Below are 18,489 nucleotides of genomic sequence, written 5' to 3' on the forward strand. Positions count from 1 at the left end.
CTGCGACGCCCGCTCGGGCCGCGTGGAAAGATGGCGACCATGTGCGGACTCCTGGCCTTCTTCAGCGCGCGCGGCGACGCCGCCGCCCACCGCGACAACATCGCCGGGGCGTTGGAATGCCTGCACCACCGCGGACCGGACGAGACCGGTGTCGAGGTGGTCGGCGACGCCTCCGGCCGGTACGCGGACGGGGTGTTCGCGCACAAGCGGTTGGCGATCATCGACGTGGCCTCCAGCCAAGAGCCCCTGTCCTACGCGAACGGGCGCTACCTGCTCACCTTCAACGGCGAGATCTACAACTACATCGAGCTGCGCGAGGAGCTGATCCGGAGCTTCGGCGCGCAGTTCGCCACCGCCGGTGACGGCGAGGTGATCGTCGCCGGTTTCCACTACTGGGGCGAGCAGGTGCTCACCCGGCTGCGCGGCATGTTCGCCTTCGTCATCTGGGACCGGCAGGAGCGCCGCGCGTTCGGCGGCCGGGACTACTTCGGCATCAAGCCGCTGCACTACCTGGAGACCGCCGACGGCCTCTACCTGGCCTCGGAGAAGAAGGCGCTGCTGCCCTTCGCGCACTCCAACTACCAGGGCGACGCCGGCATCGACACGGCCAACCTCAGCCACTACCTGACCCTGCAGTACGTGCCCGAGCCCGGCACCCTGCACAAGGGCATCAGCCGGATCGGCTCGGGTGAATACCTGACCTGGACCCCGGGCGGGCGGATCGACGTGCGCCGGTGGTACCGGCCGGTGTTCCGGCCCACCCCGGTCGACGACGAGCAGCGGCTCTACCACGAGATCCGGGAGACGCTGCGGGAGAGCGTCCGGATGCACATGCGCTCCGACGTGCCGGTCGGCTCGTTCCTCTCCAGCGGCATCGACTCGACCGCGGTGGTCGCCCTGGCCCGGGAGTTCAACCCGAACATCCTGACCTTCACCGTCGGCTACGACGTTCCGGGCTACTCGGAGATCGACGTCGCCCAGGACTCGGCCCGCCACCTCGACGTGACGACCATCCCGACCAAGATCGGGCCGTACGACATGATCGAGGCGCTGCCGAAGATCGTCTGGCACCTGGACGACCCGGTGGCCGACCCGGCCCTGGTGCCCCTCTACTTCGTGGCGAAGAAGGCCGCCGAGCACGTCACCGTGGTGCTCTCCGGCGAGGGCGCCGACGAGTTCTTCGGCGGCTACACCATCTACCGCGAGCCGCTGTCGTTGAGCTCGGTCAACGGGCTGCCCGACGGGGTGCAGAAGGGGCTGCGGGCGGTCTCCAAGGCCATCCCGCAGGGCGTGAAGGGCAAGAGCTTCCTGGAGCGCGGCACCACCCCGATCGAGCAGCGCTACTACGGCAACGCCCGGATGTTCACCGAGGAGGAGAAGCAGCACCTGCTGCGCCGCTACGACCCCTCGGTCCGCTACACCGACGTCACCGCGCCCATCTACGCCGAGTGCACCGAGCTCGACGACGTCACCAAGATGCAGTACGTCGACCTCTACACGTGGCTGCGCGGCGACATCCTGGTCAAGGCCGACCGGATCTCGATGGCGCACTCGCTGGAGGTGCGGGTGCCCTTCCTGGACCGGGCGGTGTTCGACGTGGCGTCCAGGATCCCGGTGGACCTCAAGCTCCCGCCCCGCTCCGACGCCACCAAGTACGCGATGCGCCAGGCGTTGCAGGGCGTGGTGCCGCCGGCCATCGTCAACCGCAAGAAGCTCGGCTTCCCGACCCCCACCCGGGTCTGGCTGCGCGGCGAGATGTACGAGTGGGCCCGGCACGTGCTGTCCACCTCCGGCGCCGGCGACCTGCTCGACCTGTCGTACGCGATGCGGCTGCTGGAGGAGCACAAGCGGGAGGAGGCCGACCACTCCCGCAAGGTGTGGACGGTGCTCATCTTCTGCATCTGGCACGCCATCTTCGTCGCCAAGACCCTCGACCCGGGCATCCAGCGCAACCAGTCCGCCCTGCTCACCAAGCCCGTGGTCGGCTCCATGGTCCGCTGACCCGGCCACTGCAACCCGGGCCCCGCGCCTGGCCGGCGGCCACGGTGTCGACCAAGAGGTTTGCGTCCCCGGAGTCGTTCCCGGGGACGCAAACCTCTTGATCACTTCAGGGGTCCGAACCTGGGCGCAGGGTCGGGGTTGGGGCTCAGCGGCCGGAGCAGGTGACCGTGGGCAGGGTGTTGGTGCCGTTGGTGGTGGCGACGAAGCCGAAGGTCGTGGTGCCCTCCGGGGCTATCGTGCCGTTGTAGGGCGCGTTGGTCACGGTGACCGACGAACCGGATCCGCTCAGCGTGCCGCTCCAGAGGCTGTTGATGGTCTGCCCGCTGGGCCACGTCCAGTTGGCCGTCCAGCCCGACCAGGTCGACGAGCTGTGGTTCATGATCGTTACCTCGCCCTGGAAGCCGCCGTTCCAGGTGCCGACCACCTTGAAGATCGGCATGCAGTCCCCGCCGTGCGGCGGGGGCGTGGTCGGGTTCGGCGGGGGCGTGGTCGGGTTGGGCGGCGGGGTCGTCGGGTTGGGCGGGGGCGTGGTCGGGTTGGGCGGCGGCGTGCCGCCCGGGCCGACGCCGGTGACCTCGCCGTTGCCCCCGTCGAAGGTGACGTCCGAGCAGCCGAAGAAGTTCTCCTGGCTGTCGGAGCGCACCCAGCGCGAGTAGATGAGGTGCCGGCCGCTCTTGTTGGTGGGCAGGTTGCCGCTGAAGTAGTAGTGCCCGTCGTTGGTGCCGCTCGAGCCGCGCTGCGGCGGGTTGGTCACCGTCAGGAACGGCTCCTCCAGGTCGCTCCACGCCAGCGGCCGGCCCGGGCTCCAGCTGTCCTTCGTGACGTAGAAGTAGAACGTGCCGGGGTGGTGGGCCCAGTTGCTGTAGCGGAACTCCATCCGCGCCCCGGCCGTCAGGTGGGTCAGCGGCCAGTCGGTGCGGGCCAGGTCGTAGCCGGCGAAGCCCGGATTGCCGCCGCTGCACAGCTTGCCGTCCGGGATGAAACCGACGGTCCGGCCGGCGGCGTCGGAGCGCAGCACGCTGAACCAGTTGTAGAGCGAGTTGGCCCCGCTCTGGGCCACGGCGGCGGAGCATGCCGGGTTGTTCGGCTTGATCTCGCCGGTGGACGAGAGGCCGTCCTTCCAGCAGAGGAAGGTGCGGCTGCCGGGGGCCATCGGGGTGCCGTGCGCGGCGGCGGGGTCGGGCCCCGCCGTCAGGACGACGGCGCCCGCGAGAAGGGTGGCGGCCGCGGTGAGCAACGCGGCCATACGCGATCGGTGGGACACGGGGGTTCTCCTCACTCGTGGGACGGGGGAGTCCCACGGGCAACGCGCGCGGGGTGGCAGCACGGGCCGCCCCGCTGCGGCGCGGGCAAGACGGTCGCGGCGGACGTGCCCCGGCGCGGATGGCCGGCGTACGTGCGCCGTCGGCGGCCCGACTCGCGGGCCGGTGCCCTCGCGTGGATGTGAACCCGGCGCCGGCGGCGCGGCAGCCCCCGCAACCGCCCGGCAAGCGCCATCCCACCACGGGACGGTGACGAGGCGCAATAGCCGTTGCTCGATGTGTCAGTAGCGGTCAGCGAGGTGTTCGCGGCCGGGCGGCGGCTCGTAGGCCGCCGGCCAGAACTCGGTGATCTCGCGGACGAGACCGGCGTCGTCGAGGTCGAAGAAGCTCGTGGCGGCAAGCTCCTCGCCCCGGTAGGCGCAGGTGATCCAGGTGGCGGCGCGCCGGCCCGAGGCGACCAGCCGGTTCACCGTGAGGTGCCAGCCGTCGGGGTACTCCTGGTTGAAGCGCAGGAACGACTCCCGGCCCACGATCCGCTCGCGGGTCTGCGGCAGGTGGTAGACCACGTCGTCGGCGAGCAGCCTGGCGACGGCCTCCCAGTCCCGCGCCTCCAAGGCCGTCCAGTAGGCCGATACGGTGGCTTCGGCGCTCGTCATGGCGCGTACTGTGCCAGCCTGGTGCGACAAGATCGGTCGGCGCGCGGCGTGGACGGAGGACACCAATGGGATACGCGGTGGTGCTCGGCGAGGCACTGGTCGACCTGCTCGACACCGAGCGTGACGGCGAGCCGGTCTACCGGCAGGCCGTCGGCGGCGGGCCGCTGAACGTGGCGGTCGCCGTCGCCCGGCTCGGCGGCGCGGTGCAGTTCGTCGGGTCGCTCGGCGACGACGTCCTGGCCGGGCGGATCCGCGACTTCCTGACCGGCGCGGGCGTCGGCCTGGCCGGGGCGGTCACCGTCGCCGCCCCGACCGCGCTGGCGGTGGCCACCTTCGCCGGCCCGGAACCCGACTTCCGGTTCTACGGCGAGCCGCCCTCCTACGGCCTGCTCGGCCCCGACGGCCTCGACGCCGACCTGGTGGCGGGCGCCGACGTCCTCTACTGCGGATCGATCGTGCTGCTCCAGGCGCCGGCGCTGGCCGCCGCGCGCCGGGCCTGGGCGCTGGCGTCCGGGCTGCGGGTCTTCGACCCCAACGTCCGTCCCAGGCTGCTCGACGGGCCGGCCGCGCTGGCCGGGCTGCGCGAGGTGGTGGCCGAGTTCGCCGCCGGCGCCCACCTGGTCAAGCTGAGCGCCGCCGACGCGAAGCTGCTCTACCCGGGCGAACCCGAGGAGGGCGTGGCGGCGTACCTGCGGGAACTCGGCGCGGGCACCGTGGTGGTCACCCTCGGCGCGGCCGGCGCGGTGGTCGCCGCCGCCGGCGCCGATCCGGTACGCGTACCCGCGCCGAAGGTCGCCGCGGTGGACGCCACCGGCGCGGGCGACTCGGTGATGGGCGCCCTCGTCGCGGAGCTGCTGGCCGGCGGCGAACCCGCCGAGCCGGCGGGCTGGCACGAGCGGGTGGCGTTCGCGCTGCGGGTCGCCGGCCTGGTCTGCGAGTCACCCGGCGGCGCGACCGCCATGCCCACCCGCGCGGAGGTCCACGCCCGCTTCGCCCGCTAGGCCGGCGTGCGGGCCCGCAGGGCCCGGACGGACCAGTCGAGGGCCGGCGCCAGGCTCTCGGGTGCCGGCCAGCCGTTGACCACGGAGAGCAGCCGCAGGTGACGCGAGGCGGTCGCCGTCAGGCGGTGCCGTCGAGTTCGGCGTAGCCGCGGCGGGCGGCGTACAGGGCGGGACGGGCCCCGAAGGGCGCCTCGGCGGCGACGCGCTCCGGCGGGGCGCCGCCGGTGTGCCCGGCGCGGATGAGCCAGGCCAGCTCGACGAGCTGGGCGTGCTGCGCGCGTACGAACGCCGCGTCGACCGGCTCGCCGTGCCCCGGCACGACCACTGTGGCCGGGGTGGTCATCCGCAGCAGCTCCGCCACCGTGTCGGGCCACTGCAACGGGTACGACTCCTCGAAGGCCGGCGGGCCGCTCTGCTCCACCAGGTCCCCGGCGACCAGCACGTCGACGTCCGGCACGTGCACCACCAGGTCACCGGCGGTGTGCCCGCGACCGGGATGGCGCAGCACCACCCGCCGGCCGCCCACGTCGAGCACGGTCTCGCCGTGCACGGTGTGCGTCGGCGCCAGCAGCTCCGTCCCGGCCACCTCCGCGGCCAGCGTGGGGTGCGCGTCGCGCAGTTCCGCGTACGCCTCCCGGCGCAGCCGGTCCGGCTCGCGCATCGCCTCGGCGGCCAGCTCGTGGGCGTACACCGGGCGGGGCGGGTCGGCGGCGAGGGTCGCGTTGCCGAAGCAGTGGTCGAAGTGGTGGTGGGTGTTCACCAGCGTCCACGGATGGGGGGTGACCGCCCGGGCGGCGGCGGCCAGCTCGGCGGCCTGCCCGGCGGTGGAGAGCGTGTCGACCAGCAGGGCGGCCCCGTCGCCGACGACGAGCGTGACGTTGACGTGCAGCAGCGGCTCGCGCAGCACGTGTACCCCGTCGGCGACCCGCGTGAAGCGGGCGGTCACGACGACCGCGCGGCGCGTTCCACGAAGCGCTGCCGGTCGACCAGCACCCGCTCCACCCGGCCCTCGGCGACCGTCTCGTCGCCGTCGCTGACGCTGACCTCGAAGTACAGCCGCCGCCCCTCGACCGCGGTCAGTCGGGCCTGCGCCACCACCGTGCGCCCCACCGGGGTGGCCGCCCGGTGGTCGAGCTCGACCCGGGTGCCGACGGTGGTCGACCCGCCGGGCATCCGGGCGGCGGTGGCCGCCACCGTGGCGGCCTCGGCGAGGGCGAGCACCCGGGGCGTGCCCAGGACGGGCACGTCTCCGGAGCCGACCGCCTGGGCGGTGTCGGTGTCGGCGACGGTCAGCTCCACCCGGGCGGTGAGGCCCGGGGTCAGCGCGGGCTCCGGCTGCTCCTGCATGGCCAAAGCCTAGACGAGGCGGGCGGCGGGCGGCGGCGCGTGCGCGTCGGTCGCCCCCACCGGCGCACACCGCCCCTGGGCGACGCGGAACCGCCGCACCCGGCCGCCGGTTCCGCGCCGGTCCCGCCGCGCCTGCCGCGCCCGCCGCGCCCGCCGTTCCGGTCTGCCGCGCCTGCCGGTCCCGCCGCGCCCGGAAGGACGGCGCGGCCGGGTGGTCGGCGTGGGGCGATGCCGCCCGCGCCGCTAACCTTGACCGCGATGTCTGTCGCGACCGACCCCCAGCCCCCCGCCCGGACCGAGCCACCCGCCGCACCCGACGGCGGGCGTCGTCGCGTGGTCGCGATGACACTCTGGGGGGTCGCCTTCGTCGCCGGCTGGCTCGGCATCGGCCTGCCGACCGACCCGGCGTACGCGTTCCTGTGGATCTGGGCGGGGACGATCGCCTGGAACAGCAGCCGGCCGTGGCGCAGCCATCTGCGCTTCGCGCGGGACTGGGTGCCGGTGGTGCTGCTGCTCGCCGTCTACAACCTGTCCCGGGGCTTCGCCGACAACGGTGCCACCCCGCACGCGTACGAGCTGATCGTCGCCGACCGGGTGATGTTCGGCTGGGCGACGGGCGGGCAGGTGCCGACGACCTGGCTCCAGGAGCACCTCTACCGGCCCGAGGTGCACTGGTGGGACGTCGCGGTCAGCTGGGTCTACTTCTCGCACTTCGTGGTGGCGCTGGCCGCCGCGGCGGTGCTCTGGCTGCGGGACCGGGGGCGGTGGGCGGCCTTCATGCGCCGCTGGGGCTTCCTGTGCGCCACCGGCCTGGTCACCTACTTCCTCTACCCGGCCGCCCCGCCCTGGTGGGCGGCGCAGAACGGGCTGCTGGAGGAGGTCGCGCGGATATCCACGCGCGGCTGGAAGGCGTTCGGCATGCACGGCGCCGGCAACCTGCTCAACGCCGGGCAGATCGCCTCCAACCCGGTGGCCGCGATGCCCTCGCTGCACACCGCGTTCGCGCTCTTCGTGGTGCTGTTCTTCCTGCGGCAGACCCGCCGCCGCTGGTGGCCGCTGCTGCTGGCCTACCCGCTGGCGATGACGTTCACCCTCGTCTACAGCGGCGAGCACTACGTCATCGACGTGCTCGTCGGCTGGGCGTACGTCGGGATGGCCTTCCTGGTGGTCGGCCTGGCGGAGCGCTGGTGGGCGGCCCGCAAGGCCCGGCGGTCCCCGGCGGAGCCAGACCCCGACGCTGCGGCCGAGCCGACCGACCCGCCGGCCGCCGCCGAGCCGCCGCCGGTCACGGCAACCCGCTGAACAACCCGCGTGCGGACGGGCGCGGTCAGCCCGCCCGGCGGGCCGCGCGCGAGCGGGCCGTCAGCTCCGCCGCCAGGGCCCACGCCTCGGCGAGGTCCCGGTCCCGGGCGGCCGCGCCGGCGCCGCCGGCGGTGTCGGCGTGCACCGTCGCCAGCCGCAGCCGCCGCTGCGCCGGCCCCTGCACGACCCGCACGCTCTGGATCCGGGCGTACGGCACGAGCGCCAACTGCCGGGTGAGCAGGCCGGAGCGGACGGCGAAGACCCGGTCGTCGAGCCCGGCGCCGAGCACGCCCCGGCTCAGCGGGTTGAGCCAGCGGGCCCGCGTCGGCGGCGGGCTCAGCGGCAGCGCGGCCAGCCGCACCCCGGGCAGCACCTCGGTCACGATCGCCTCGCCGGTCGCCCGGTCACCGACGGGGAGCAGCCGGTCCGGCCGGTTGCGCTCGTCGGCCTCGCCGGCGGAGTAGCCGGCCACCTCCAGGCGCAGCCGCAGCCAGCCCTTGACCCGCCACAGCAGCGGCCAGGTCACCCCGACGGCCTGCACCCGGTCCAGCGGCACGGTCTGCGCGCGGGTCTCCAGCAGGCCGTTGCGGATCCGCAGCGTGCCCTCGTCCCGGGCGAGCCGGAAGTTCCAGTCGTCGAGCACCCGCCGCACCGGTTGCAGCAGCACGCCGGCCATGGCGGTGAGGGTGCTCGCCACCGCGACGAACGACCAGGAGTCCTCGGAGAGGAACTGCGCCACCACGAACGCGACGCCGAACGGGATCATGAACGCCTGCGGGGTCAGCAGCTGGCTGACCAGCAGGTCGTTGTTGGCCACGGCGTGCAGGGGCCGGCCGGGCGGTGGTGCCGGGGTCCCCGCCGGTCCCGCGGCCACTCCCGCCGGCGGCGCGCCCGGCTCGGCCGCGATCCGTCCGGCGAGGGCGAGCAGCCGCTGGCGCAGCGCGGTCGCCTCGGCGACGCTCAGGTAGGCCAGCGGCGCCTCCGTCTTGCCCCCGCCCACCACCTCCAGCCGCAGCTCGGCCAGGCCGGTGAGCTGGGCGAGCAGCGGACGGACCACCTCGACGGCCTGGAGCCGCTCCAGCGGGATCGCCCGGGTGCGTCGCCAGAGGAGACCCTCGTGCACCCGCAGCTCGCGGCCCACCACGTGGTAGCCGGTGTAGTACCAGCTCACCACGGCCAGCACGGTGGCACCCAGGGCCAGCACCACCGCCATCAGCGCGAACCAGCCGAAGCCGACCCGCGACAGCGTCGACCACGACAGGCCGGCGATCACCACGACCAGGGACTTGGCGCCGTGCAGGGCGGGGCTGAGGGGGTGCAGCCGCTGCCGCGGCTCGGCGCCCCCGGGCGCCCCGGCAGACCGGACCGGGCCCGGCGTGACGGGCCCGGTCGCCGGGGGCGGGAAGCCGGACCCGGCGTCGCGCCATGCCGCCTCCGGCGGCACACCGGGCCCGGTCGGCTCCGGTGGCACGTCGGGTCCGGTCGGCGGCGGGGGCGCACCGGGTCCGGTCGGCTCCGGCAGGACGCCCGGCTCCGCCGGGGACGGGCCGGCGTGGTCCGTGCCCCGGGCGGCCGGGTCGCTCACAGGCCCTCCGCCCGGTCCTCGCCCAGCGCGGTGAGCCGGTCGCGCAGCCGGGACGCCTCCGCCGGGCGCAGCCCGGGCACCCGGGCGTCGCTCGCCGCGGCGGCCGTGTGCAACTGCACGGTGGCGAGCTCGAACGCGCGCTCCAGCGGCCCCGCGCTGACGTCGACGAACTGCATCCGCGAGTACGGCACGATGGAGAGCCGCCGCACCAGCAGCCCGTGCCGGACCAGCAGGTCGTCCTCCCGCTCCGCGTAGCCCCAGGCCCGTACGGCGCGGACGATCGTCACGCCCCGCAGGACGCCGAAGAGCAGCACCACGCCGAGTGCCGCGCCGAGGAAGCCGCTGCCGCTGAACGCCCAGCCGACGCCCAGCCCGAGGGCGAGGACGACCAGCACCAGCGCCAGGCGGATCAGCTCCACCCAGATCAGGTCGGACGAGATCGACTGCCAGCGGACGGTGTCCGGCCACGGCTCCAGGGGGCCCGCCGGCGGTAGGGGTGGCGCCGGCGGCGGGCCGGCGGACCCGTCACTGTTCACCGGGGACATCCGTTGTGCGCGCTCACCCTTCGAGCGTAGGCGATCCGGGCGCCGGTACGACCTCCCGGAGGAAGCCACGGGCGTCGAGGAAGTCGCCGAGGGTGGTGCGGTGCTCGGTGCACGCGAGCCAGGTCTTGCGCCGGTCGGTGTCGTGCAGCCGGGGGTTGTTCCACCTCAGCGCCCAGTGGGCGGGGGCACGACATCCGCGGGACGAGCAGACCAGCGGCTCGTCGGCGGGAAGGGGGCTGCTCATCCCGACCAGTCTAGGGGCGGTGGCGGCACCGGAAGTTTGAGCGCCGGGCGGCCACGGGGGGAGCCGCCCGGCGACGGGTGAATGGTACACGCGCCGGGCCGGTCCCTGTCCACCCGTGAGCGGCGATTTCGTACCGCCCGACGGCGTGGCGGGCCCGCGACCCGGCATCGGGGACGCGGCGGCGAGAATCGGCTTCTCCCCACCTCGGCACTCAGCCGGGCATGCGAGTCTTGATACGCACCACGCCGCGCGACAACCGATCATGCTGTGGAGGACCGGTGGCCCAGCCGACCACGCCCGACGCCCCGACGCCGAACGGGACGGGCCCGGAGACACCCGAGCCGGTGACCACGCCGGCCGAGGACGCGACCCTGCTCGAGCGGGCGCTGTTCGAGATCAAACGGGTGATCGTCGGGCAGGACCGGATGGTGGAGCGGATGTTCGTCGCGCTGCTCGCGCGCGGCCACTGCCTGCTGGAGGGCGTGCCGGGGGTCGCGAAGACCCTCGCGGTGGAGACCCTCGCGAGGGTGGTCGGCGGCTCCTTCGCCCGGGTGCAGTTCACCCCCGACCTGGTGCCCGCCGACATCATGGGCACCCGCATCTACCGGCAGTCGAGCGAGAAGTTCGACGTCGAACTGGGCCCGGTGTTCGTCAACTTCCTGCTCGCCGACGAGATCAACCGGGCGCCGGCCAAGGTGCAGTCGGCGCTGCTGGAGGTGATGAGCGAGCGGCAGGTCTCCATCGGCGGCGAGAGCCACCGGGTGCCCGACCCGTTCCTGGTGATGGCGACGCAGAACCCGATCGAGCAGGAGGGGGTCTACCCGCTGCCCGAGGCCCAGCGGGACCGCTTCCTCATGAAGATCGTCGTCGGTTACCCGACCGACGCCGAGGAGCGGGAGATCGTCTACCGGATGGGGGTCGCCCCGCCGCAGCCGGCGCCGGTCTTCACCACCCCCGACCTGATCGCCCTGCAACGCAAGGCGGACCAGGTCTTCGTGCACAACGCCCTGGTCGACTACGCGGTCCGGCTGGTGCTGGCCACCCGCGCCCCGGCGGAGCACGGGATGCCGGACGTCGCCCAGCTCATCCAGTACGGCGCGAGCCCGCGCGCCTCGCTCGGCCTGGTCCGGGCCACCCGCGCGCTGGCACTGCTGCGCGGCCGGGACTACGCCCTGCCGCAGGACGTGCAGGACATCGCGCCGGACATCCTGCGCCACCGGCTCGTGCTCAGCTACGACGCGCTCGCCGACGACGTGCCCGCCGACCACGTGGTGCACCGGGTGATGTCCACCATCCCGCTGCCCTCGGTCGCGCCCCGGCAGCAGGCCACCCCCGCACCCATGCCGACCTCCGCGCCGCCCGGCGCCGGTTGGCCCGGGCAGCGTCCGTGACCTCACCCGCCCGTCGGCCTGCCGACGTCCCCTCCGACCGCACCGAGGCCGTCCTGTCGCGGCTGCAACTGATGGTCACCCGCAAGCTCGACGGCCTGCTCCAGGGCGACTACGCCGGCCTGCTGCCCGGGCCGGGCAGCGAGGCGGGGGAGTCCCGGGAGTACCGCCCCGGCGACGACGTACGCCGGATGGACTGGCCGGTCACCGCCCGCACGACGATGCCGCACGTCCGGCGTACGGTGGCCGACCGGGAGCTGGAGACGTGGCTGGCGGTGGACCTCTCGGCGAGCCTGGACTTCGGCACCGGCCGGTGGCTCAAGCGCGACGTCGTGGTGGCCGCCGCGGCGGCGCTGGCCCACCTGACCGTCCGGGGCGGCAACCGGATCGGCGCGGTGATCGGCAGCGGCGGCGGCACGAGCGCGCCGGCCCGCCGGTGGCGCGCCGCGCCGCCGGTCGCCGGCCCGGACGTCTACACCCGGCTGCCCGCGCGCTCCGGCCGCAAGGAGGCCCACGCGCTGCTACGGGCGATCGCCGGCACCGAGATCCGCCCCGGGCGCAGCGACCTGGGCACGCTTGTCGACATGCTCAACCGGCCGCCCCGCCGCCGGGGCGTGGCGGTGGTCATCTCCGACTTCCTCGCCCCGCCGCAGCGGTGGTCCCGGCCGCTGCGTAAGCTGCGCGTCCGGCACGACGTGGTGGCGATCGAGGTGGTCGATCCCCGGGAGCTGGAGCTGCCCGACGTCGGGGTGCTGCCGGTGGTCGACCCGGAGACCGGCGAGCTGCACGAGGTGCAGACCGCCGACCCGCGGCTGCGCCACCGCTACGCCGAGGCGGCGGCCGCCCAGCGCGCGGAGATCTCCGCGGCGCTGCGCGGCGCCGGCGCGGCCCACCTGCGACTGCGTACGGACCGAGACTGGCTGCTCGACATGGTGCGTTTCGTGGCCGCGCAGCGGCACGCGCGCACCAGGGGGACGACACGATGATCCGCTTTCTGCAACCGTGGTGGCTGCTGGCCGTGCTGCCGGTGCTCGCCCTCGCCGCGCTCTACGTCTGGCGGCAGCTGCACCGCCGGGCGTACGCGATGCGGTTCACCAACGTGGACCTGCTGCGCACCCTGGCGCCGAAGGGGCTGGGCTGGCGCCGGCACGTGCCGGCGACGGCGTTCCTGCTCTGCCTGCTGGTGCTGGCGACCGCGCTGGCCCGGCCGTCGGTCGACACCCGGGAGCCGCTGGAGCGGGCCACCGTGATGCTCGCCATCGACGTGTCGCTGTCCATGCAAGCCGACGACGTGGCGCCGAACCGGCTGGAGGCGGCGCAGGAGGCGGCCAAGCAGTTCGTCGGCGAGCTGCCGGAGAGCTACAACCTGGGGCTGGTCTCGTTCGCCAAGTCGGCGAACGTGCTGGTGCCGCCGGGCAAGGACCGGGACGCGGTGACCGCCGCGATCGACGGGCTGGTGCTGGCCGAGGCGACGGCGACGGGCGAGGCGGTCTTCACCTGCCTGGAGGCGATCCGGTCGGTGCCGGCCGACGGCGCGGCGGGGATCCCGCCGGCCCGCATCGTGCTGCTCTCCGACGGGTACCGCACCTCGGGCCGGTCGGTGGAGGAGGCGGCCGCCGCGGCGCAGGCGGCGAACGTGCCGGTCTCCACCATCGCCTTCGGCACCGACTCCGGGCAGGTGGACATCGGCGGCCAGCTGCAACGGGTGCCGGTGGACCGGCTGGCCCTGGCCGACCTGGCCGAGGCCACCGAGGGCTACTTCTACGAGGCGGCGTCGGTGAGCGAGCTGAAGCAGGTCTACCAGGACATGGGCAGCTCGATCGGGTTCCGCACGGAGCCCCGCGAGGTTACCCAGTGGTACGCGGGGGTGGCCCTGCTGCTGGCACTCTGCGCGGGGGCCCTCAACCTGCTGTGGTCCTCGCGGATGCTCTGACGCACGGGTGCGGGGTGGCCGGCGGCCGGGCGCGCCCCGACGGCCGGCGACGGCGCGGCGGTCGGTGCGTGCCGGCGGTCGGTCCGCGCCGTCGCAGGCGGTCGGTGCGTGCCGACGGTCGGTGCGTGCCGTCGCCGGTGGTCAGTGCGCGGCGCCGCCGGCGAGGACGAAGACGACGGCCACCCAGACGGCGGCGAGGGTGAAGCCCAGCGGGGCGACGTAGCGGCTCATGGACGGCTCCGGGCGGCGACTGGACGGTCCGCGCGTGCGGGGGCGGACCGCAGAGGGGTGGGTCGGGACGCGCACACGAAGTCGTGACCGGGCGGCTCCCGGCGCGGCGCGGCCGACCGGCGCGGGGCCGGTGACCGGGCGGGGCGGGGAGCGGAGCTGGGTCAGCTCACCTGCTGAGTCGTGGCTCAGCGGGGCTGACGTTCGGCCCGGCCACGACTGGGAGGATCGCTATCTCGCACAGCGATCACCTCCTGCGGTCGGCGGGGCCCGGAAGCGGGCCGCACGGCCCGCAAACGCGGATCATCGTACACCCGCCGGTCGCCGTCGCCGCACTCGGCCGAGCGGCCGCACGGACCTCGGCCGAGGGGCCCGCCGCGTCGCCGGAGGGACGGGGCAGGGGCCGGTGCCGGGCGACGCCGCGCCGGCCCGGACGTGCACGGCGTTAGCGCTTACCTGCCGGTAACGCCTAGGCTCCGACCGACCGGGAGATCACTGAACTACAGGGGGAACCGTGGCCCGTACCGTCCTGGTGACCGGCGGCAACCGGGGGATCGGCCTGGCCATCGCGCAGGCCTTCGCCAAGCAGGGCGACCGGGTGGCGGTGACCCACCGCAGCGGCGAGCCACCCGAGGGGCTGTTCGGGGTCCGCTGCGACGTGACCGACTCCGCGTCGGTCGACGCGGCGTTCACCGCGATCGAGGCCGAGCTGGGGCCGGTGGAGGTGCTCGTCGCCAACGCCGGGATCACCGACGACACGCTGCTGCTGCGCATGTCGGAGGAGCAGTTCACCCGCGTGCTGGACACGAACCTGACGGGCGCGTTCCGGTGCGCCAAGCGCGCCTCGGGCAAGATGCTGCGCGCGAAGTGGGGCCGGATGATCTTCATCTCCTCGGTGGTCGGCCTCTACGGCGGCCCCGGCCAGGTCAACTACGCGGCGAGCAAGGCCGGCCTGGTGGGCGTGGCCCGCTCGATCACCCGCGAGCTGGGCAGCCGCAACATCACGGCCAACGTGGTCGCGCCCGGCTACGTGGAGACCGACATGACCGCCGGCCTGCCCGAGGACCGCAGGACCGAGTACCGCAAGGCCATCCCCGCCAACCGGTTCGCCCAGCCGGACGAGATCGCGGGCGTGGTCACCTGGCTGGCCGGCGACGCCGCCGGCTACGTCTCCGGCGCCGTCATCCCGGTCGACGGCGGCCTCGGCATGGGCCACTGACAAGCGGTCACTGAGAACTACGGAGGAATCCCTGCATGTCCGGACTGCTCGCCGGTAAGCGGCTGCTGGTCACCGGCGTCATCACCGACGCCTCGATCGCCTTCTCCGTGGCGAAGCTCGCCCAGGAGAACGGGGCGCAGGTCGTGCTCACCGGCTACGGCCGGCTCTCCCTCGTGGAGCGGATCGCCAGGCGACTGCCCGAGCCCGCCCCGGTGATCGAGCTGGACGTGACCGACGCCGACCATCTCGCCGGGCTCGGCGACCGCGTGCGCGAGCACGTCGACGGCCTGGACGGGGTGGTGCACTCGATCGGCTTCGCCCCGCAGAGCTGCCTCGGCGGCGGCTTCCTCGACGCCCCCTGGGAGGACGTGGCGACCGCGCTGCACGTCTCCACGTACTCCTACAAATCCCTCGCGATGGCGGCGCTGCCGCTGATGTCCGCCGGCGGCGCGGTGGTCGGCCTGACCTTCGACGCCACGAAGGCGTGGCCCGTCTACGACTGGATGGGCGTGGCCAAGGCCGGGCTGGAGTCCGCCTCCCGCTACCTGGCGCTGCACCTGGGCAAGCAGGGCATCCGCAGCAACCTGGTCGCCGCCGGGCCGCTGCGTACCATCGCCGCCAAGTCGATCCCCGGCTTCGATCAGTTCGAGGAGGCCTGGGCCGAGCGCGCGCCGCTGGGTTGGAGCCTCACCGACCAGGAGCCGGCGGCGCGGGCCTGCCTGGCGCTGCTGTCCGACTGGTTCCCGGCCACCACCGGCGAGATCGTGCACGTCGACGGCGGCTACCACGCCATCGGCGCCTGACGTGTGAGGAAGGGCCCACTGCAATCGCATTCTGCATAGCAGGGGGCCCTTCCTCACACCCCGGACCAGGGGGCCGCGCCCGGCGGGAACGGGCACCGGGAAGAATGGGAGCCATGGCGTACGACGCGGTGGTCCTGGTGTCCTTCGGCGGACCGGAACGGCCCGAGGACGTGATGCCGTTCCTGCAGAACGTGACCCGGGGGCGGGGCGTGCCGCCGGAGCGGCTGGCGGAGGTCGCCGAGCACTACCAGCACTTCGGTGGCGTCTCGCCGATCAACCAGCAGTGCCGGGAGCTGCTCGCGGCGGTCCGGGAGGACTTCGCCGCCAACGGCCTCGACCTGCCGGTCTACTGGGGCAACCGGAACTGGGACCCGATGCTCGCCGACACCGTGGCGCAGATGCGCGACGACGGCGTCACCCACGCCCTGGCGTTCGTGACCAGCGCCTTCGGCGGCTACTCCTCCTGCCGGCAGTACCAGGAGGACATCGCCGCCGCCCGCGCGGCGGTCGGCCCCGACGCCCCGCTGATCGACAAGCTCCGCCAGTTCTGGGACCACCCCGGCTTCGTCGAGCCGCACGCCGACGCGGTGCGGGCGGCGCTCCGCCGCCTCGACCCGGCGAAGCGGGACGGCACCCGACTCGTGTTCACCGCGCACTCGGTCCCGAACTCGATGGCCGCGAACGCCGGCCCGCACGGCGGCCGGTACGAGGCGCAGCTCGCCGAGGTCGCCCGGCTGGTCCACGCCGCGGCCGCCCCGGACCTGCCCTGGGACCTGGTCTGGCAGAGCCGTTCCGGCCCGCCGCAGGTGCCGTGGCTGGAGCCGGACGTCAACGACCACCTGCGTACGCTTGCCGACGCCGGCACCACCGGCGTGGTGGTCAGCCCGATCGGGTTCGTCTCCGATCACCTGGAGGTGGTGTGGGACCTGGACACCGAGGCGCGGGAGACGGCCAGGCAGCTCGGGCTGGACTTCGTTCGGGCCGCCACCCCCGGCACCGACCCCCGGTTCGTGGCGATGGTGCGCGAGCTGGTTCGCGAGCGGACCGACCCGGACGGGACCGGCCTGCGCCGCCGCCTCGGCGAGCTGCCCATGTGGGACACCTGCCCCACGGTGTGCTGCGTCCCGGCACGCCGCCCCACCGCCGCCCAGGAAGCCGGGAACCCGGCCTCCTGACCGCCGCGCCGGCCCCGCCGGCGGCCCGACACCCTGGAACGAGTGACGATGCAGGACCGCAAGCCGGTGGAGAGCTGGCTGACCGACATGGACGGCGTGCTGGTGCACGAGGGCCAGCCCGTGCCCGGGGCACCGGAGTTCGTCTCCCGGCTGCGCGCCTCCGGCAAGCCGTTCCTGGTGCTCACCAACAACTCGATCTACACGCCCCGCGACCTCACGGCCCGGCTGAGCCGGATGGGCCTGGACGTGCCGGAGCAGGCGATCTGGTCCTCCGCGCTGGCCACCGCCCAGTTCCTGGCCGACCAGCGCCCGGGCGGCACCGCGTACGTGATCGGGGAGGCCGGGCTCACCACGGCGCTGCACGCGGTCGGCTACGTGCTGACCGACTTCGCCCCGGACTACGTGGTCCTGGGCGAGACCCGTACCTACAGCTTCGAGGCGATCACCAAGGCGGTCCGGCTGATCAACGACGGGGCCCGGTTCATCTGCACCAACCCCGACGTGACCGGCCCGTCGGTGGAAGGCGCGCTGCCGGCCGCCGGCTCCGTCGCCGCGATGATCTCCAAGGCGACGGGGATCGAGCCGTACTTCGTCGGCAAGCCCAATCCGATGATGATGCGCTCGGCGCTGAACACGATCAACGCGCACTCCGAGACGACCGCGATGATCGGCGACCGGATGGACACCGACATCCTCTGCGGGCTGGAGGCCGGGCTGGAGACGATCCTGGTGCTGACCGGCATCAGCAGCCGCGCCGAGGCGGAGCGCTACCCGTACCGTCCGTCGCGGATCGTCAACTCCGTCGCCGACCTGGTCGACGAGATCTGAGCGGCGATCAGGGGCGCAGCGGGGCGTTGCAGGCGGCCACCAGCGCCTGCCGGCAGGCGGTGGTCAGCGGGCGCAGCGCGGCGTCGCGCTGCTGGGCCTCGTAGTTGTTGATCGCGCCGCCCGGCGCCGCGTGCCCGGCCAGCGCGAGCACCCGGTCGAGCACGGCGGCCCGGGCGAAGAGCCGCCGGGCCCGCGGGTCGAACCCGGGCGGCAGGTCGGTGGCGCCGTCCGGCCGGCGCAGCGCCTCCAGCGCCCCGGCCAGCTCGGGTCGCCACTGCGCGACGTCCAGCCGGGTCAGCGCGGCGGTCGTGTCGGCCAGGGCCACCGCCAGCTCCGCCTCGGCCTCGGCCGCGCCGGGCAACGCGAGGGAGGCGGCCGGGGCGTCGGCCGGCAGCGGGTAGACCCGCCAGAGGACCGTCTCGAAGGTGTCGCCGGAGCCGGACGTGTGCGTGCGCACATGCGGGATGAGCCCGAGCCCGCCGGCGACGACCGCCTCGCCGGCGACCAGCGCCGCGCCGGCGAAGTCGCCCGGCCCGGGCAGCCCGCGCGGGTCGCCGGGCGCGGGCAGCACGAGCCGGATCTCGTCGGGCGAGAGCTTCGCGAGGGTGGGTAGCGCCTGGGGCAGGGGAACGTCGGTCCAGGTGCCGGGCGCGTCGGCGACCAGGTGCTCCTCGTCGCCGGCGATGGCGTCGGCAAGCTCGTCGAAGGGCACCAGCCCGGCGCGCCACGCGCGCACCCAGGCCACGAACCGGCTGGACCGGCGCGGTGTGAGAGTGGCCGCGCCCGCTGCGGGGGTGGACATGCCGAAAGGGTACGTGGTCACCGCCGCCCCTGTCTCGACTGCCGCTCCGACTGTCCGCCGCCCCGCTGATCATGCGCCCCCCGTCCCGTCGATCATGGAGTTGTGGTGGGTGGATCGTCGACCTCTGCCCCTTTCGCGGGGCACCACAACTGCATGATCGCCGCGGCGGA

Annotated in this window: 18 protein-coding genes; 10 read left to right on the forward strand and 8 right to left on the reverse strand. The window is 74.3% G+C overall.

Translation table 11 applies throughout. From position 1 onward, the window contains the following. Positions 1 to 39 precede the first annotated feature (39 nt). Positions 40 to 2,001, forward strand: coding sequence for an asparagine synthase (glutamine-hydrolyzing) (gene asnB / locus ABZ573_RS26270; RefSeq protein ID WP_151455284.1), 1,962 nt, complete (start codon positions 40 to 42; stop codon positions 1,999 to 2,001). A gap of 145 nt (positions 2,002 to 2,146) precedes the next feature. Here asnB and ABZ573_RS26275 read toward each other — a convergent pair whose 3' ends face one another. Together ABZ573_RS26275 and ABZ573_RS26280 are read right to left on the reverse strand one after the other, a co-directional pair. Next, complete coding sequence (locus tag ABZ573_RS26275; protein WP_327029020.1) at positions 2,147 to 3,265, reverse strand: lytic polysaccharide monooxygenase; 1,119 nt, start codon at positions 3,263 to 3,265, stop codon at positions 2,147 to 2,149. Between the two features lie 279 nt (positions 3,266 to 3,544). Continuing rightward, positions 3,545 to 3,919, reverse strand: coding sequence for a nuclear transport factor 2 family protein (locus ABZ573_RS26280; protein ID WP_358121661.1), 375 nt, complete (start codon positions 3,917 to 3,919; stop codon positions 3,545 to 3,547). A gap of 65 nt (positions 3,920 to 3,984) precedes the next feature. Here ABZ573_RS26280 and ABZ573_RS26285 point away from each other — a divergent pair, with 65 nt between their 5' ends. After that, positions 3,985 to 4,920, forward strand: coding sequence for a PfkB family carbohydrate kinase (locus ABZ573_RS26285; protein ID WP_358121663.1), 936 nt, complete (start codon positions 3,985 to 3,987; stop codon positions 4,918 to 4,920). 118 nt (positions 4,921 to 5,038) lie between these two features. Here the strand turns inward: ABZ573_RS26285 and ABZ573_RS26290 are convergent, their stop codons facing one another. Beyond that, complete coding sequence (locus tag ABZ573_RS26290) at positions 5,039 to 5,866, reverse strand: MBL fold metallo-hydrolase (RefSeq protein ID WP_151457647.1); 828 nt, start codon at positions 5,864 to 5,866, stop codon at positions 5,039 to 5,041. Then, on the reverse strand, positions 5,863 to 6,267 hold the full coding sequence (locus ABZ573_RS26295) for a hotdog domain-containing protein (protein WP_151457646.1): 405 nt from the start codon (positions 6,265 to 6,267) through the stop codon (positions 5,863 to 5,865). The genes ABZ573_RS26290 and ABZ573_RS26295 overlap by 4 nt, the downstream gene beginning before the upstream one ends. A gap of 258 nt (positions 6,268 to 6,525) precedes the next feature. Between ABZ573_RS26295 and ABZ573_RS26300 the strand changes: the two genes are divergently transcribed. Continuing rightward, positions 6,526 to 7,569 carry a phosphatase PAP2 family protein gene (locus ABZ573_RS26300; RefSeq protein ID WP_358121665.1) on the forward strand — a complete coding sequence of 348 codons (1,044 nt, stop codon included), beginning with the start codon at positions 6,526 to 6,528 and terminating at the stop codon, positions 7,567 to 7,569. A gap of 25 nt (positions 7,570 to 7,594) precedes the next feature. Here the strand turns inward: ABZ573_RS26300 and ABZ573_RS26305 are convergent, their stop codons facing one another. The 3 genes from ABZ573_RS26305 to ABZ573_RS26315 form a co-directional block, all read right to left on the reverse strand. Beyond that, complete coding sequence (locus ABZ573_RS26305) at positions 7,595 to 9,013, reverse strand: PH domain-containing protein (RefSeq protein ID WP_358121739.1); 1,419 nt, start codon at positions 9,011 to 9,013, stop codon at positions 7,595 to 7,597. Between the two features lie 137 nt (positions 9,014 to 9,150). Then, a complete protein-coding gene (locus tag ABZ573_RS26310) occupies positions 9,151 to 9,690 on the reverse strand; it encodes a PH domain-containing protein (protein WP_225852482.1) in 540 nt (179 codons plus the stop codon). A gap of 22 nt (positions 9,691 to 9,712) precedes the next feature. Beyond that, positions 9,713 to 9,943 (reverse strand): hypothetical protein, encoded by a 231-nt coding sequence (locus ABZ573_RS26315; protein ID WP_327029016.1) that lies wholly within the window; start codon positions 9,941 to 9,943, stop codon positions 9,713 to 9,715. A gap of 278 nt (positions 9,944 to 10,221) precedes the next feature. On the opposite strand from ABZ573_RS26315, the gene ABZ573_RS26320 reads away from it, so the two are divergent. From ABZ573_RS26320 to ABZ573_RS26350, 7 genes are all read left to right on the forward strand, one after another. Next, the gene (locus ABZ573_RS26320) at positions 10,222 to 11,334 is read left to right on the forward strand and encodes a MoxR family ATPase (protein WP_132238733.1); all 1,113 of its coding nucleotides are present in this window, start codon (positions 10,222 to 10,224) and stop codon (positions 11,332 to 11,334) included. Continuing rightward, positions 11,313 to 12,317 (forward strand): DUF58 domain-containing protein, encoded by a 1,005-nt coding sequence (locus ABZ573_RS26325; RefSeq protein ID WP_132238734.1) that lies wholly within the window; start codon positions 11,313 to 11,315, stop codon positions 12,315 to 12,317. Before ABZ573_RS26320 ends, ABZ573_RS26325 begins: the two co-directional genes overlap by 22 nt. Next, on the forward strand, positions 12,314 to 13,264 hold the full coding sequence (locus tag ABZ573_RS26330; protein ID WP_151457184.1) for a VWA domain-containing protein: 951 nt from the start codon (positions 12,314 to 12,316) through the stop codon (positions 13,262 to 13,264). Before ABZ573_RS26325 ends, ABZ573_RS26330 begins: the two co-directional genes overlap by 4 nt. Before the next feature lie 742 nt (positions 13,265 to 14,006). Continuing rightward, on the forward strand, positions 14,007 to 14,711 hold the full coding sequence (fabG, locus tag ABZ573_RS26335; RefSeq protein WP_151457585.1) for a 3-oxoacyl-ACP reductase FabG: 705 nt from the start codon (positions 14,007 to 14,009) through the stop codon (positions 14,709 to 14,711). Positions 14,712 to 14,746: 35 nt separating this feature from the next. Then, positions 14,747 to 15,514 (forward strand): enoyl-ACP reductase FabI, encoded by a 768-nt coding sequence (gene fabI / locus ABZ573_RS26340; protein ID WP_151457584.1) that lies wholly within the window; start codon positions 14,747 to 14,749, stop codon positions 15,512 to 15,514. A gap of 113 nt (positions 15,515 to 15,627) precedes the next feature. Next, complete coding sequence (locus ABZ573_RS26345; protein ID WP_151457583.1) at positions 15,628 to 16,689, forward strand: ferrochelatase; 1,062 nt, start codon at positions 15,628 to 15,630, stop codon at positions 16,687 to 16,689. A gap of 48 nt (positions 16,690 to 16,737) precedes the next feature. Then, the gene (locus ABZ573_RS26350; RefSeq protein ID WP_151457586.1) at positions 16,738 to 17,517 is read left to right on the forward strand and encodes an HAD-IIA family hydrolase; all 780 of its coding nucleotides are present in this window, start codon (positions 16,738 to 16,740) and stop codon (positions 17,515 to 17,517) included. Between the two features lie 7 nt (positions 17,518 to 17,524). Here the strand turns inward: ABZ573_RS26350 and ABZ573_RS26355 are convergent, their stop codons facing one another. Beyond that, on the reverse strand, positions 17,525 to 18,319 hold the full coding sequence (locus ABZ573_RS26355; protein ID WP_311413869.1) for a hypothetical protein: 795 nt from the start codon (positions 18,317 to 18,319) through the stop codon (positions 17,525 to 17,527). Between the last annotated feature and the right edge of the window lie 170 nt (positions 18,320 to 18,489).

Source organism: Micromonospora sp. NPDC007220, assembly GCF_040634035.1.
Classification (GTDB): Bacteria; Actinomycetota; Actinomycetes; order Mycobacteriales; family Micromonosporaceae; genus Micromonospora; species Micromonospora reichwaldensis.